At 37.8% G+C, this 15,704-nt stretch carries 17 protein-coding genes; 15 read left to right on the forward strand and 2 right to left on the reverse strand.

The window, feature by feature from the left end; translation table 11 throughout:
• Positions 1-335 precede the first annotated feature (335 nt).
• The 11 genes from BM102_RS13835 to BM102_RS13885 all read left to right on the forward strand — a co-directional run bounded on the left by BM102_RS13835 (position 336) and on the right by BM102_RS13885 (position 10,675).
• Positions 336-1,880: a DUF4153 domain-containing protein gene (locus BM102_RS13835; protein WP_090482904.1), complete on the forward strand. Its 1,545-nt coding sequence runs from the start codon at positions 336-338 to the stop codon at positions 1,878-1,880.
• A 191-nt stretch (positions 1,881-2,071) separates the two neighbouring features.
• Entirely contained in the window at positions 2,072-2,686 is a 615-nt protein-coding gene (locus BM102_RS13840) for a DUF6033 family protein (RefSeq protein WP_090482907.1), read from the forward strand.
• A gap of 151 nt (positions 2,687-2,837) precedes the next feature.
• Positions 2,838-3,206, forward strand: coding sequence for a GntR family transcriptional regulator (locus tag BM102_RS13845; RefSeq protein WP_090482910.1), 369 nt, complete (start codon positions 2,838-2,840; stop codon positions 3,204-3,206).
• 64 nt (positions 3,207-3,270) lie between these two features.
• The gene (locus BM102_RS13850; RefSeq protein ID WP_074790943.1) at positions 3,271-4,149 is read left to right on the forward strand and encodes an ABC transporter ATP-binding protein; all 879 of its coding nucleotides are present in this window, start codon (positions 3,271-3,273) and stop codon (positions 4,147-4,149) included.
• Between the two features lies 1 nt (position 4,150).
• Entirely contained in the window at positions 4,151-4,798 is a 648-nt protein-coding gene (locus tag BM102_RS13855; protein WP_090482912.1) for a hypothetical protein, read from the forward strand.
• Between the two features lie 9 nt (positions 4,799-4,807).
• Positions 4,808-5,464 carry a hypothetical protein gene (locus BM102_RS13860; RefSeq protein ID WP_090482915.1) on the forward strand — a complete coding sequence of 219 codons (657 nt, stop codon included), beginning with the start codon at positions 4,808-4,810 and terminating at the stop codon, positions 5,462-5,464.
• 11 nt (positions 5,465-5,475) lie between these two features.
• Positions 5,476-6,315 (forward strand): CPBP family intramembrane glutamic endopeptidase, encoded by an 840-nt coding sequence (locus tag BM102_RS13865; protein ID WP_090482917.1) that lies wholly within the window; start codon positions 5,476-5,478, stop codon positions 6,313-6,315.
• A 97-nt stretch (positions 6,316-6,412) separates the two neighbouring features.
• Positions 6,413-6,796 carry a PH domain-containing protein gene (locus BM102_RS13870; RefSeq protein ID WP_044936321.1) on the forward strand — a complete coding sequence of 128 codons (384 nt, stop codon included), beginning with the start codon at positions 6,413-6,415 and terminating at the stop codon, positions 6,794-6,796.
• Between the two features lie 5 nt (positions 6,797-6,801).
• Positions 6,802-7,896: an acyltransferase family protein gene (locus BM102_RS13875; RefSeq protein ID WP_090482920.1), complete on the forward strand. Its 1,095-nt coding sequence runs from the start codon at positions 6,802-6,804 to the stop codon at positions 7,894-7,896.
• 239 nt (positions 7,897-8,135) lie between these two features.
• A complete protein-coding gene (locus BM102_RS13880; protein WP_242942947.1) occupies positions 8,136-9,383 on the forward strand; it encodes an MBOAT family O-acyltransferase in 1,248 nt (415 codons plus the stop codon).
• Between the two features lie 8 nt (positions 9,384-9,391).
• Positions 9,392-10,675, forward strand: a complete 1,284-nt coding sequence (locus tag BM102_RS13885; RefSeq protein WP_090482926.1) for an alginate O-acetyltransferase AlgX-related protein — start codon at positions 9,392-9,394, stop codon at positions 10,673-10,675.
• Positions 10,676-10,677: 2 nt separating this feature from the next.
• Here the strand turns inward: BM102_RS13885 and BM102_RS13890 are convergent, their stop codons facing one another.
• A complete protein-coding gene (locus BM102_RS13890; protein ID WP_090482929.1) occupies positions 10,678-11,733 on the reverse strand; it encodes an SGNH/GDSL hydrolase family protein in 1,056 nt (351 codons plus the stop codon).
• Positions 11,734-11,890: 157 nt separating this feature from the next.
• Between BM102_RS13890 and BM102_RS13895 the strand changes: the two genes are divergently transcribed.
• Together BM102_RS13895 and nadE are read left to right on the forward strand one after the other, a co-directional pair.
• Positions 11,891-12,703, forward strand: a complete 813-nt coding sequence (locus tag BM102_RS13895; RefSeq protein WP_044936311.1) for an NUDIX hydrolase — start codon at positions 11,891-11,893, stop codon at positions 12,701-12,703.
• 11 nt (positions 12,704-12,714) lie between these two features.
• Positions 12,715-13,464, forward strand: coding sequence for an NAD(+) synthase (gene nadE, locus BM102_RS13900; RefSeq protein WP_090482932.1), 750 nt, complete (start codon positions 12,715-12,717; stop codon positions 13,462-13,464).
• 9 nt (positions 13,465-13,473) lie between these two features.
• Here the strand turns inward: nadE and BM102_RS13905 are convergent, their stop codons facing one another.
• On the reverse strand, positions 13,474-14,241 hold the full coding sequence (locus tag BM102_RS13905) for a YlmH/Sll1252 family protein (RefSeq protein ID WP_090482935.1): 768 nt from the start codon (positions 14,239-14,241) through the stop codon (positions 13,474-13,476).
• A gap of 90 nt (positions 14,242-14,331) precedes the next feature.
• On the opposite strand from BM102_RS13905, the gene BM102_RS13910 reads away from it, so the two are divergent.
• Both BM102_RS13910 and BM102_RS13915 read left to right on the forward strand, forming a co-directional pair.
• Positions 14,332-14,976: an HAD family hydrolase gene (locus BM102_RS13910; protein ID WP_090482937.1), complete on the forward strand. Its 645-nt coding sequence runs from the start codon at positions 14,332-14,334 to the stop codon at positions 14,974-14,976.
• Positions 14,966-15,385, forward strand: a complete 420-nt coding sequence (locus tag BM102_RS13915; RefSeq protein ID WP_090482939.1) for a hypothetical protein — start codon at positions 14,966-14,968, stop codon at positions 15,383-15,385. Before BM102_RS13910 ends, BM102_RS13915 begins: the two co-directional genes overlap by 11 nt.
• The last annotated feature ends 319 nt before the right edge of the window (positions 15,386-15,704 follow it).

The raw sequence follows: 15,704 nt of genomic DNA on the forward strand, positions 1-15,704 counted from the left end.
TGTTCAATCGGCTTGGTAAAACCCATGATCATGGAGCATCGACACCCTCGCATATAAGAATCCAGCTTAAGATGGACAGATGCGAAACCACACTGCTAGATGGTAGTCCATGTACTTAAGCAAACAGCCAGCCGGTTTGAAGTTAACTTCCATGTCAGGGGAACAGACTTATTATGAAGTAACCATTTCTGGTTCAACAGGGGGAAATAGAACTATTACCTGATTGACACTGGGACAATTATATCATGGGCTTAACTAAGCCTATTGAACAGATATTTATTAAGTTATCAAGGTACATTTAATGTATCTAAAATATTATACGAGGAGGAATAGTTATGGACAATACCGCTAGAGAAAATAATTTTAATGAACCAAGTATGACAAATATTGTTATAGAAGCCCCAGTGCAGGCGCAGGTTAAAGGCGATGCAAAGAGCTTCAGAAAATATGGATTATTATCTCTTGTATTTGCTATCGTATATACGTTTTGCTTGTACAAGAATAAATCGGGAATTACATATCCTATATTTATGGCAATAACATTTGGCCTAATATATTTAGTGAGAAAAACTGATGGATTGCCATTCCTTAAAAATAAAAATGGAAAAATAGGATTAAATCTATTTTATGTGATTTCATTGTTTTTGCTATCAGTTACAAAGTGCATGTTTACAAGCTATAGCATCCAGTGGCTTAGCGGCTTGGCTATATTCCTACTATTCTTTTCATTTATCATGCAGCTTTACATTGATACTACTGGATGGGACATAGTTGGATGGCTTGGCGGAATCGCACTTACAATGGTGAGACCGTTTGCTAATATTGCGTGGCCATTTCAGGACTTTGCTCTTTTTGTAAAGGAAAGAGGCAGTGAGACAAGTAAAGAAAAAAGAAATGCTATTATGGCAGTTCTTATTGGACTTATTGTTGCAGTTCCGCTTCTTGCAGTGGTTGTTAGCTTGCTTGTGTCAGCAGATGCAGTGTTCAGCCGTATTTTAGAAAAAGTATTTGAGGGCATCCACCTACCAGATAATTTTGGCGATTTTGTTGGCATAGTATTAACATTGTGCATCTCATTTATCTGCGCATATATAATTCCAAATTCTTTATACAAGAAGAAAATTGGAATTGGCCCAGCAAAGCAGGGGAACACAAATCCACTTATAGCCATTACATTCACTGTTTTACTTGGTTTAGTATATCTTCTTTTCTGCTTGATACAGGTATTATTCTTATTTACAGGAAGCATGACTTTACCAACTGGATACACATACGCATCATATGCTCACGAGGGATTCTACCAGTTGCTTGCAGTATGCTTGATTAACGTGGCGCTTGTGTCAGTTTGCTCAAGAATGTTTGCAAAGAATAAATTGTTAACATGTATTCTATCTATCATCGGCATTTGCACATACATAATGATTGCATCTTCTGCAATGAGAATGATTCTATACATCGGAGTTTACCAGCTTACATTCTTACGATTATTTGTACTTTGGTTCCTTTGCGTGCTTAGCCTTTGGCTTGCATATTTGATTATTGGATTGTATAAATCAGACTTTCCAGTATTCAAAGCTGCCATGGTGACAATCACAGTTGCTTACTTAGCATTTGCATTTGCAAATCCTGATTATCAGATAGCGAAGTATGATTTGGCACATGTGGATGGAAATGATACTTCATACGAATCAATTACATCATATGTAACAGAATGCTTGTCTTTGGATGCACTTCCAGCATTTCAGTCGGATGAGGAGTTACTTAATCTATATAAAGATCGTGTTTTTATGTATTATTGGGAAAGCAGATATGATGGCAGCATTAGAAAGTTCAATTATTCATATTGGAGAGCAGAAAAAGTATTTGAGGAAGAGAAATAGGAAGAATCGATTAAGTATTCAAGGCCAAATATAATAATTAAATTTAGTGCAGTTTGTATATTAAAATAAAAAAGCTTATACCCGATATTCTATACGTAACAGTTCAATAGGGAAGCTAAGGAAGGCGCTTATTTCAATGGAATGAAATTGAAATAAACGCCTTTTATTATTTTCCGACTGGAGGATTAGAGATGATTAGTAGAGTATCGGCTGATTACAATTTGAAAATTAAATATAATGGCTTTAGAAACGAGATAGCAAAGCCAGTTTTTAAGTTCACTATGAAAAGTGAGAAGGAAGATACAACTGTGTCTTACTACAAAGATATGTGTAAAAAGTTCCCTGATGTAGCATTTACTTTGGATGATGCATCAAAGATTATGGACCACGGTGCATTTTATGGCTATGATGGCTCAATGAACTTAGTTGGAGAAAACTACACAGAGCCAGGACAGAAGAGCATCAGAATAGATGCATCTGTTATAAAGAAGATGCAAGCTGATCCAGAATTTGAACAGGAAATGCTGGATAGAATTAAAGAGGTTACAAGGGATGAAGTATATGAGGATTACACTAAGGATGCAGCAGATTGCAGCATTAGAGTGGGATGCTCAATGCAATGTATAGAGCAGTATTTCACCATGGTGGGAGACGAACTCCATTATTCTGTATCATATAATGAATATCCAACACCAACACAAGAGGAGGATTATGGTGTAATTCCAGGAGCATTTATTGACCTTCCAGAAGAGGATGAGGATTTAGCAAAAACTTTGTTACACATGTATGATGAATGTAGAGGTTAAAACCTAGTAAATATAGGCCGTAGCAGACTTGAAAGAGTCTGCTACTTTTTTTATTGGCAAAAAAATTTAGAAAAATAATTGACAGATATAATATATGGTGATATGGTTAATTACACAAGTAATTAACCGATGAAGTAAAGGAGGTGGGTGTGTGTTAAGCAATTTAGGGGAAGATAAATCAATCTATCTGCAGATAAGCGAAATGATAGAAGATGAAATATTAAGGGACATCATTAAGGAAGAAGAGCAAGTGCCTAGCACAACAGAGCTATCAAAGTTTTATAAGATTAATCCTGCCACGGCTGGAAAGGGAATTAATCTATTGGTTGATAAAGGAATCATTTACAAGAAAAGAGGTATTGGTATGTTTGTACAGGCAGGAGCTAAAGAACAAATCATGGAAGCTCGCAAGGCAAGCTTCAAAGAAACTTACCTCAAAAAAATAATTAGCGAGGCAAAGTTGATTGGTATTACAAAAGAAGATTTAAAAAAGCTTATTGATGAAACTAGTGAAGTATAGATTTTTGTTTTTCATCAGAAAAACAGAAGTCATAGTTTTTCTTTATGGGAGGAATGGAGGATATATGAGCACATTAGTAGGAAAGAATATCGTTAAAAGATATGGTAAAGACACAGTTCTAAAGAACGTAGACATTAATATTGAGACAGGAAAGATTTATGGACTGATTGGAAGAAATGGAGCAGGAAAGACTACTCTTCTTTCTATCCTTACAGCTCAAAATCCTGCCTCAGAAGGAACAGTTACACTTGACGGTGAGCCAGTATGGGAAAATGAAAAATCTCTTTCTAGAATCTGTTATTCAAGAGAGATTTCACCAGTCACAATGTTTGGACCAAACACATACAGGGTAAAGGATTATTTATCTACAGCAAAGGCATTTTATGTTAACTGGGATGAGGAATATGCAAAGGAGCTTATAAAGCTTTTTAACATCAATATTAAGAAGAAAATCAACAGACTATCAAAGGGAATGCTTTCAGCAGTAACAATTATTATCGCTCTTGCAAGTAAGGCTGAAATCACAATCCTCGATGAGCCAGTTGCAGGTCTTGATGTAGTTGCAAGGGAACAGTTCTACAAGCTTGTTATTGAGGAATACGCAGCTACTGGCAGAACATTCATCATCAGTACACACATCATCGAGGAGGCAGCTTCATTGTTTGAAGAGGTTATCATGATTGATGATGGCCAGATTGTTGTTAAGGAAAATACAGAAGACTTATTAGCTAGAGCATATCGCATCAGCGGAGAAGAAACATTGGTAGATGCAGCTGTAAAGGATTTAAAGGTTTATCATCCAGAGTCAATTGGACGTAACAAGGTTGTTACAGTGCTTGCAGATGAGCCAGTTGATAGTTTTTCTGAGGATGTTATGGTAGAGCCAGTTTCACTTCAGAATCTTTTCTATGCCATGAGTGTGGATGAGAGAAAGGAGGCTTAGTATGTCTAATCTTTCAAAGAGAACATATAAGTACTATTTGATTAATGGCTTAAAAAACTATGGACTTATACTTTTAATCGAAATGCTGCTTATTCTGGAATGGATTCTAATCGGAAGTGACGAAGATTTAAAGGAATACATTCCTAGAATGTTTGTGATGGTTGGAGGTTTGTTTACAGCAATACTGAATGGTATTTATTCTATGTATGGCCCAGGCTGGTATGATAGTCTCACTCTTTCAATGGGGGCTAGAAGAAAAGATATATTCGTGGGCCAGCTAATAAAGCAATTAATTATAGTTGTATGTAATACAGTGGTTGTGGCAGTGGTTGCATCAATATTCTTAAGCAAGTTTTTTATGTTCTATGTATATGCAACAGCATTAATGGGGCTTGTAACCGGTGCGGCAGGAAATGTTATTGGGCACAAGCTTAGAAGATATGGAAAAGTTGTAATTATGGTTATTGTTTTGGGATGTGCCATATTAGGTGGAACGATAGGCGTGGGTGCAGCATTAGATGGAAACACTAAATTAGTAACAAACGTAGCTAGTATACCGCCAATTCTATTTCCAATATTAATAATACTTTTATTTGTAGGTTTAGAAGCCTGGGGATACAAGCTCAGCAAAACCATGATGGTTAGGTAGGGGGACGATATGATAAGAGATTTAAAAGCAACATTTGAGATTAAGAAGTACAATGAAATCTTTTATGGGATAATCGTATTTGGTGCAGTGCTTCTGTCTCTAATAATAACAGCATGTACAGAAGATGACTTAACTATTATAGAGCTATGTGCAAGCTTTATTGCAGGTGGATATATAGGAATGAGCATATTCTTCAAACCATTTTTGGTGGCAACAGATTTTCCAAGAGCTTTGTCATTTGGTATGACAAGAAAGAAAATGTTTATTTATACAAGACTATATGATTTGGTTGAAATCATCATTATTAGTTTGATTATCATTGCTTTGCCAAGTGTGGTTGGAGCTAGCGTAGTGTTAAAAGTAGCGGCACTTTGTTTTGGCGTATTTTCGTTGATATCTGGGGCTGTTGGTAATAGCATCATTCGATTTGGAAAAAATGCATACTGGGTATATTACGTTGGTATTTTTGTATTAATGTTTGGAATTCCTAGACTTTCACACATAGTTCCAGCAATTAGAGATTGCTTTGCAATTGCGTTTGATCATTTAGTAAACCCAGTTTACAATCAGCTTGGAATATGGCTTGGAATCATAGTTTTTATAGTAGTTACACTTATTATCAACTGGCTAACAACCAGAAGAGTAGCAGTAAATAATGATTTATAAAGGGAGAGAAAATGGAAAAGAAAATCGACAAAATTGAAGTAGCAAAGTTAATGTTATTATTTTTACTGGAAATAGCAATTGAACTTGGTATTAGCACAATCTTCGGGATATTTACAAATGTATTAGGCATTAATGTTCCGACATACGTCCACGTTTTTGTTTTGGACATCTGCCTTTTGATTCCAGTGTTTGCCTACACTATCAAAAAGGGAGATTCAATTGTTGAAGCATTTGGGTTTAAAGGAATTAAGGTAGCTACATTCTTCCAGACTATTTTGCTTGTAATTGTAGTTAGCCCTATGTCAATGTTTGCAAATATACTTTCACAGTTTATAGTTCCAAATGTAATGGTTCAGAGTGTTGACCAGTTTGCATCAGAATCGGTTGGACTTACATTGGTAGCTACAGTAATTAGCGCTCCAATAGTAGAAGAAATTGTTTGCAGAGGTTTCTTTACAAATAGATTAAACAAAATCCTGCCATTTACAGCAGCTGCTATTATTTCAGCATTAATGTTTGGTGCTCTTCATCTGAATATTAATCAGTTCTGCTATGCAACTGTTTTAGGCCTTATATTTGCTTACACAAACAGAGCCAGCGGAAGCGTATTTACATCAATGATTATGCATATAGTATTCAATGGATACAATATGGCACTTCTTTTTATGCTGAATTGGGCAATGGAACAGGTTGGAATGGATTTTGCGGAAACAGCAGAGGTGGGACGCGCGAACACCTCTAGTATGATCACAACTGCAGTTGTTACGGGAGTACTTGCAGTTGGTTCATTCTTCTTAACAAGATTGATTCTCAAGTCTATAGCAAAAAGAGAAGGAACAATTGAAGCATAAGTGTTATACTTAATGAGGAGGGTTTTTCAAGCTTTGCGCAGAAAAAGCCTCCTCTAGTAGCCGAAGGCTACATAATTTTTTATTTGGGAGGATAACTATGGCAAACATTTTATGGCATGATAGAAAAAGACATTTAGGCTTACCTATCAGCTTTACAAAGTACAGCATGAGTGAAGATAGACTCTTCGTTGAAACTGGTTTTTTCAACCTAGAGCAGAATGAAGTTAGACTATATAGAATCCTTGATTTACAGCTTAAGCGTAGCTTAGGTCAGAGAATCTTCGGCGTAGGTTCTATTATTGTTAGCTCATCTGATAAGAGCCTTGGCACATTTGAAATCAGAAACGTTAAGAATTCTGCAAATGTTAAGGAAATGCTTTCAGTTCAGGTTGAACAGCAGCGTGAGGCAAAGCGTGTATACACAAGAGAAAATATGGTAGATGATGTGGATGACAATGACATCCACGAAGGAGATTTTTAGACGATATGAGTAAACAAGGGAAAAATGGACGAGTGGAGTTTTTACGTTTTATTTTTGCTTTGGGGATTCTATTTTTCCATATTCACAAGCGTTTCGCGGTGGATGGAAATATTAGCATTGGAATAAAAGGAATATACTTCTTCAATCATGGGTATATTGGAGTAGAGTTTTTCTTTTTGGTTTCAGGCTATTTGCTGGCTGCCAGTGCTTTTGCTAAAAGAGCTGTCAGCACAGAATTAATTGGTACAGAAACAGCACAGATGATGTGGAAGAAAATCAAGAATGTTTTTCCATATCATCTGTTTGCGATTATTCTTACGATTATCGTAAATGCGTATTTCTTGGAGAATACAGTAAAAGGAAGAATCAGCTATGTAGTGGATTCTTGGGCTTCTGTATTTTTCCTTCAGGTCTTTGGATTTGATAGTACTTGGGTTAATAAGCTTACCTGGTATTTGGATGTATGGCTTATGGTTACCTTTATTTTCTGGTATTTCCTTAGACGTCACTACGAGGCTTTTGTAAAGATAGTTTGCCCTCTTTTGGCACTATTTGTTTTGGGCTACATGGCTCATGAATACAATAGCCTTGCTGGAATCGATGGTTGGACAGGTCACTTCTACAAGTGCTTCCTTAGAGGAATGTCAGAAATGGCACTTGGTTGTAGCGCATACAGTCTCACACGACAGCTTAATAAAATCGAATTTACAAAGGCAGGGAAAACTATCTTAGCAATAGTAGAGCTAGTTTGTTATTTACTTGTATTTGGATATGCAGTGACAGGAGTTGATCCTAAATACAGCTTCCCAACACTGTTTATTATGATGATTGGTTTAATTCTTACATTTTCAAATGTTAATCCATGTCATCAGATTTTTGACAAGCCTATATTTGGCTGGTGTGGAAAGATGAGCTTGCTTATATACTTAAATCAGTTCTATAGCATCAGATTAGTGCAGTCACTACTTCCAAACATCAGCTTCCTAGCTAAGGTTTTGGGATGTACAGTGGTGACTCTCATTGGGGCTTATGTATGTGATGTAGTAGTTTCATTTTTCAACAAGAAAAAGCCACTCACTACATTAATGATTAAAAACTAGTATTACAAAGGGAGAATAACTTGGTTTTTAGTTCTATTTTATTTACTACAATTTTCCTACCTTTATGCCTGTTGGCCTACTATGGCATTCCAAGGCTTAAAGGTGGTTCATATGCAAATAGGATTAAGCTTTCCAACATAATCCTTTTAATATTCAGCTTAGTGTTCTATGCCTTCGGAGGGGTGAAATATCTCCTGCTGATAGGCATAGTTATTTTTATAAATTGGGCTGGGGGATTTTTGTGCGCAAGCAATCGTCATAGCCACAGGTTCAACAAGATATCCTTGGTATCTGTTGTTGTTCTTGATTTAGGCATTCTTTTTTTCTTTAAATATTTCAACTTTTTTATAGCGATAATTGAAAATATATTCTTTGGCGGAAGCCTTACTGTTTCAGATAGATTTACAAATCTATTTTCAGGAGTAGGTACAGGTGCATTAAATCTTCCACAGATTGTTCTTCCAGTTGGTATATCATTTTTTACATTCCAGGCTTTGTCCTATGTAATTGACGTATATAACGACCAGGTGGAGGTGCAGAGCAACTTTTGGTATTTTGCACTTTATATTTCATGCTTTCCACAGCTGATAGCTGGACCTATTGTTCACTATAAAGATATATCAGGACAGCTTACAGAAAGAAGTGTTGGAAGCTACGAGTTTGCAGCTGGTATCAAACGATTTTGCTTTGGCCTTGGTAAAAAGGTTATTATCGCAAATACGTTAGCGTCTATTGCAGATAAAATCTGGGCTGCCGATATATCCCAGCTGGATGCAACAGTTGCATGGCTTGGCTCTATCTGCTACACATTCCAGATTTACTATGATTTCAGCGGATATTCTGACATGGCCATAGGCCTTGGTAAAATGTTTGGATTCGATTTCAAAGAAAACTTTGATCATCCTTACAGGGCGGAATCAGTTAGAGAGTTTTGGAGACGCTGGCATATTTCACTCTCTACCTGGTTTAGAGATTATGTGTACATCCCTCTAGGTGGAAGCAGATGCACATTAAAGAAGACTTGCGCAAATATATTTATCGTATTCCTTTTAACAGGAATATGGCATGGAGCCAACTGGACCTTTATTACTTGGGGCCTTGTGTATGGCATTTTGCTTATATTCGAAAGAGTATGGTTTGGAAAGATATTGGAAAAGAATCCAGTGAAATTCCTAAATAGATTACTTACATTTTTCGTAGTAAATCTTTTGTGGGTAGTGTTTAGAGCGGATTCCATAATATCTGCATTTACCTATATTTCCAGAATGTTTGCAGGGGGAATCAGAATACTGAACCTGTTTACATATTTATCAGGCATGGGCGTAATCGCTATTTTTGCGGCAGCGATATTTGCAGGATTTGTGCAGGCCCATATGAGCGTCAAGGCAGTAAAGGGTAACATGGCAGTGTGCCTTGCAATATTACTAGTTAGTTTGTTATTCCTTGTAAATGGAACCTACAATCCATTCATTTATTATCAGTTTTAAGGAGCAATATGAATTTTACGAATCTAAAGAACAAAATCTTCATATTAGTCTTTTTAGCAATCCTTGTATTTCCATGGGTGGGAGGGGGATTGCTTAGAGTAGTTGCTCCGGATTTCTATGGCAAGATTTCAAATGTAGAGACGGAGAATCGAGAGGCGGCCACAATAGACTGGGGCGATTTGCTTAACTCAGGCGAAACTGTTTCAAGCTTTATTGACGATAGAATACCATTTCGTTACACTCTTATAACCTGGTACAAATCCCTTAATGATACTGTGGAAGGGCAGTTTGATAAAGTGGAGACTGCCATCGGAAACAAGCTTTATACTCCTACAAATATTGTTGAAAGTGCTGACAAAGGTGAGACGAATAAACCAATCGTGCCAGGCGAGGAGGTTCAAGTAAGCGAGCCAGTAGAAGAGGTGGCTGAAACAGACACATACTTCCCACTTCACGTATATCAGGATGTAATCCTTGCCAGGGAGAATTGGCTGTTCCTATACGGGGAAAATGAAATAGAGTGCTATCAGGGCACAAATATACTTAGCGAAAGTGAGATGGCTAGCTATGCAGCCAAACTCAATGAGCTGCAGGCTCTGTGCACAGCCCAGGGAAAGGAGCTATATATTTACATCGCTCCAAATAAATCCCAGGTATATTCCCAGTACATGCCTACAGTTGATATAGCAAACACATACAAAAGAGAGCAGCAGCTTCACAGCTATATTTCAGAGAATTGCTCTACACCATATTTGTATCCACTGACTGAGTCTTTGTATGCAGCAGGTATTTTGCAGACTTACTACAAATATGACAGCCACTGGAATCATATTGGCGCATTGTATGGCACAAACGCACTTTACGCTGCCATGGGAGTGGAGCAGACTACTCCAACTCAGTGGATTACCGGCACACAGGATGCAGAAAAATACGAGTTATACACATACATGGGTATCCCAGATGATCAAATCTACCATGACGATGTGGAATACACAGTGGATTATCGCCCTGAGATTACAGTTAATGGCTTGGACACTGAGGCTATGGTTTGCCATACCACAAGTGATGGGGCAAATCAAAAAAAGCTGTGCCTTATCGGCGACAGCTTTCGTGTAAACATGATGCCTTATATTTCAAAGGATTTTACTGAGTGTACATTTGCACATCGTGATTATATGTCGGAAATACACTCGGACATAAAAAACTCTGATGTAATTGTTATTGAAGCCGTAGAAAGATACGACTATGAAGCATTTAAAACAATGCAACGTGTGATAAATGTTTTGAAATAATGTTACAAAGCGCTTATTAAATGCTGAGCGATTGCTGCATATCCAGCATCGTTTGGATGACCAGCAAGGAAGGAACCGATTGTATATACAGTGCCATCTGGTGCTGTATATTGGTCGCCTTCTTGAAGCTGATATTCTGCAACACCCTGAATATCTGAAAGGCTTACATAAGTACAGCCCATTTCTGAAGCAACCTCTTTTTTTGTACTAATGATACTGCTATATTTCCAGAAATTATCAAGCATTACGATACGAGCATTAGGATTGTAGGACTTGATATATGTAATCATATCTTTTAAATCTTCTTTGAAGTGTGTTTCGTGTCCCTTAACATTTTCACCTAATTCAATAACGATAGTGCTGTATTGATAATTTGTGATGTATGGATCCAGGTCATCAAGCTCGTAATTTCTAGTGTTTGAGAACTCCCAAGCTCTAAGCGACATACAATCGTATGATGAGTATCCCTTTGCAGCGACTGTCAAGTGAACATAATCAGTGGCAGGTGCTGATGCGCCGCAGCCCCATCCTGAACCCCACCAGTCAGATGTGGCTGGATAGAAGGTGATGGAATTACCGATAAAAAGGATGTCCTTTGATGCTGTAGGTACAGACTTTGTTGCAGAAGGAACTGGTATGTCGATGTATTCTTCTGAAACATCATCAAAAGCAATATAGCCGTAATCTCCATTAATCTTTATTTTGTAGTAATCAGTTTCATTGCAAGTGCCAACCACAGAGATTCGGGAATCGATGGAAAGAGTACCAATGATTTCGGCTGTGTCGTATGGCTCTTCACGAACAGTGGCGTCAGATTGAGCAAAATAAGTAGCCTCTAAATCTGTAAAGGTATATTCGTCGGCTGGAAGCTCCTCATCGGTTTCTTCTTCAGCTTCTTCTGCTTCCTCCAAGGTTGCAGCCTCCTGTTCAGCTTCTATGCGTTCTTGTTCTTTTAGTTTTTCATCAGCCAATTTGTTTTGATAAATTACAAGAGAACAAAAGGCAATCACTAGAACAACCAATGATATCCAAAGGATTACTATTAGTTTTTTTCTCAAAATAATTCTCCAATCATCATAATATTTAGATTTCAAGTATTAAGTATATCATAAATAAGAATAGTAAGAAATATTGATTAATGATTGACAAAATATAAAACAGGTAGTACATTACTACTATGGAATTATTGATTATGAGGGATTATAGGAGGATAAGATGGAGTATAAGGACAAGAATGGTTTAACCGAAAAAGAATTTCTTGCACAGTACAGCCCAGGAGATTATCCTAGACCATCCGTAACAGTTGATATGATGGTATTAGGACCTAAAAAAGATTATTCTGGCTTAAAGATATTACTTATAAAAAGAGGGGCTCATCCTTTCATTAATTGTTGGGCACTTCCAGGTGGATTCGTACACGAGGATGAATCATGCTATGAGGCTGCAGCCCGCGAGCTTAAGGAGGAGACAGGTCTTAAGAATGTATTCCTTGAGCAGGTATACACATTCTCAAAGCCTAACAGAGATCCTCGTACACGTGTAATGAGTGTTGCATACATGGCACTTTCTCCAGTTGCACCACCAGTAAGAGGCGGTGATGATGCATTGGAAGCAGCATGGTTTGATTTCGAGTTTACAGACAACATGCTTCGCATTTTCAATGATGATATTGGAGTGGAAATCGTATATCAGCTTTCTACAAAGAGATTCCAAAACGGAAATGTTAGATATGCAAACACTGTAGCATCGCAAAAGAGCAAATCTCAGTTGGCATTTGATCATGACGAGATTATTGTTGAGTCTATGATTAAGCTCAGACGAGAAATCGAATATACTGACCTTCCATTCAGCATGGCAAACAAAGAGTTTACACTTCCTGATTTGCAGGTAATCTATGAATTACTTTTAGGTCACAGCCTTTACAAGGCCAACTTTAGAATCATGGTTGCTGATAGAATTGAGCCAGTTGGTAAAAAAGAAAAGTCAATTGTCGGACGTAGAATGTCGGAATTATATCGACTGAAATAAGGAGCATAACGATGAGAGAGTTTAATGTTGAAGATCAAACAAAGAAGCTGATTGAGTACACAAGAGAATGGTTCAACAAATTCGGAGATAACACAAGAGCAGTTATTGGTATCTCTGGTGGCAAGGATTCATCTGTAACAGCAGCTATTTTAAAAGAGGCACTTGGAGCAGATAGAGTAGTTGGAATCATTATGCCAAATGGCGAGATGTCAGATTTGGCAGATGCTAAAATGCTTGTAGATTTCCTTGGAATACCAAACGAAGTAGTACCTATTACAGATTACTACAATGCAGCCATTGCTACTTTTGAAAAGGCCAGTGCTTTTGAAGTAACAAAGGATTTACGTATCAATTTGGCGCCACGTCTTCGTATGTCTACTTTGTACGCAGTTGCACAGGGGCAGCCAGTTACCGCATTTGTTGTTAACACATGCAATGCTTCAGAGGATTACGTTGGATATTCAACAAAGTACGGCGATGCAGCAGGTGATGTTTCTTTGCTTCAGGATTTCACAGTTACAGAGGTTCTTCAGATTGGAGAATATTTGGGACTTCCAAATGAGTTAGTACACAAGACACCTTCTGATGGATTATCAGGAATGTCTGATGAAGATAAGCTTGGATTTAAGTATGCTCAGCTTGATGAATATATTTCAGATTCCAACGCCGACATTCCAGCCGACGTTAGAGAATCAATCGATAGAAAGCATGTGGCAAATCTTCACAAGCTTCAGTTAATGCCTGCATACAAGAGACATTAATTACAGCGGCTATCGGCCGAAGATTTCTACCACAAGGTTGAGCTTGCCTTTTCTAGACAGGCCACCTTCTTCAACAAGGTTAAATTTACCGAAGCCACGGACAGATACCGAATCTCCAGCAGAGAGAATTTTGTCGTTGTTTTCAACGATGTGCCCGTTTACCGATACCTTTTTCTCGGTGAAATATGGAATGGTATCCTTGCGGCTTAGGTTATAAACTTTAGAAATAACAGCATCAGCTCTAGGGGATGCTACCTGTATGGTGGTTTCCTTTAGGGCTGATTTTTTATATGACTCAGGCAATTCTGAGATGGAACACTTAACAGAATTACGCCCTACGGAAACAAAACTTTCCAGGAGATAATCGGCAGTAGATTCATCGGCGTAGATATACGCATCCATTCCATCTACAAAGATATCACCAAACTTTTTTCTATCCATGCCAAGGCTCATGAGTGAGCCCAGGTAGTCTCTGTGGGTGTATTCTTTTGCAAATTTCTTGGCAAGAGGCTCTACCTTGATACATTTAATTGGGAAATCAATTTCGTATCCAAAATCTGCTTCACTTCCAAAGCGAACCATCTTGCGCTCACAATTTTCATATCCACCAAACAAATCGTATTTGATAGGTGCAAAGGATTTGTCTCTTGCAGCCTGAAAAAGTACATCCTGCTGGGAGAGGCTGAGAAAATCACTGAAGGTATAAATGTTATTTTGATAGGCTCTGTTGGAAAGCTCTATTAATCGTTTATATAAAAGCTGATCGTCGTCGTTCATACCGTTCCCTTTCTAGGTAATTTATCTATCAATTATACTGAAAATGTTATAAAATAGCACCTAGTTATAGAAAGAAAATGGAGCAATTAAATGAGCAAGATACATACAGACGGATTGATTTTTGACATGGATGGAACAATCTGGGACAACACACCATTGTTCGCTGCAAGCTGGGAAAGAGCCTGCAAGGATAAAGGGTATGATGTTAAGTTTACTCCAGCCAAGCTTCAGCAGCTTTTTGGAAAGACAATGACAGACATTGCTGATGCCTGTATTCCTGACGAAGATCCAAATCGCAGATACGATACAGTAAAGCTCTGCGAAGAATATGAGATGCAGGATTTGGCGCAGTCAAAGGGTGATACAACATATGAAGGCTTGGAGGAAACACTTGAGACACTTTGCAAAAAGACAAAGCTTTTTATAGTAAGCAATTGTCAGCAGGGATATATCGAATCATTCCTGGAGAGAAGTGGTTACGGAAAGTATTTCACTGACTTCATTTGTTACGGCGACAACGGCCTTGGAAAAGCTGATAACATAAAGGAAATTGCCAAGAAAAATGGTTTGAAGAAACCGGTATACATAGGGGATATTCAAGGCGATAAGGATGCTTGCGATGCAGCGGGGGTTGATTTCATCTGGGCAGCATATGGATATGGCGATTCAGTAGATGGATACGCAGCAAAGGTGGATGACATAAAAGATTTAGGAGGTATTATTGATGGGATTTAATGTTGGGAAATTGTTTGAGGATGTTGCATATCTTAGCAAGGTCCACAACAAAAAGGACTATGAAAAGCAGATGGATATGTTTAATCAGCAGAGATATGATTTGCTAAAGGATTTGGTGGAAGCTGATGATGTGGAAGCTAGCGCAAAGGAGCTTTGCGAGGATGTAACAGCTGCATTTAAAAAGTTTGGCAAGGTAAGAGGTGCTGACTTAATGAATCTGAATTATTTCATGATTTATTATGTGTTCCCATCTATTCTTACAAATGAAGAAAATGGCAAAGAAATCTGTGACAAGCTAAAGGATACTTGGAATAATCATTTCAAATCTACTATTAACTACACAGATTATGAGACCTTACGAGATGGATTCCAGACAAAGATTTTTGGTATTCCAATCGGCAAAAACTAAGTCCAGCGGTGTGATGTCAAGTGAAGAAGAATAAAAATTCTTTTATTTTTTGATATATTTCACGAAAAGAAAAAACGACCACCTAAGCCCTGTCGACCATATTTTTAAATGAGCAGGGCGTACTCATCAGCAAGTAGGTGATACTACTATGCTGGACGATATAGACGATTGTCTTTCAGCAGTCGAAAGACTAATCGCACAAGTTTACGGGCAGTTAATGCGAGTGCACGTTTATGTTGGTATCTGTTTACCTCTTTGTATTTGAGGTGATAGAAGTCGTTGTATTCCTTGTCGCATCTTACAAGAGATAATGCAGCTT

Origin of the sequence: Pseudobutyrivibrio sp. JW11 (assembly GCF_900115355.1) — a bacterium.
GTDB classification, from domain to species: Bacteria; Bacillota; Clostridia; order Lachnospirales; family Lachnospiraceae; genus Pseudobutyrivibrio; species Pseudobutyrivibrio ruminis.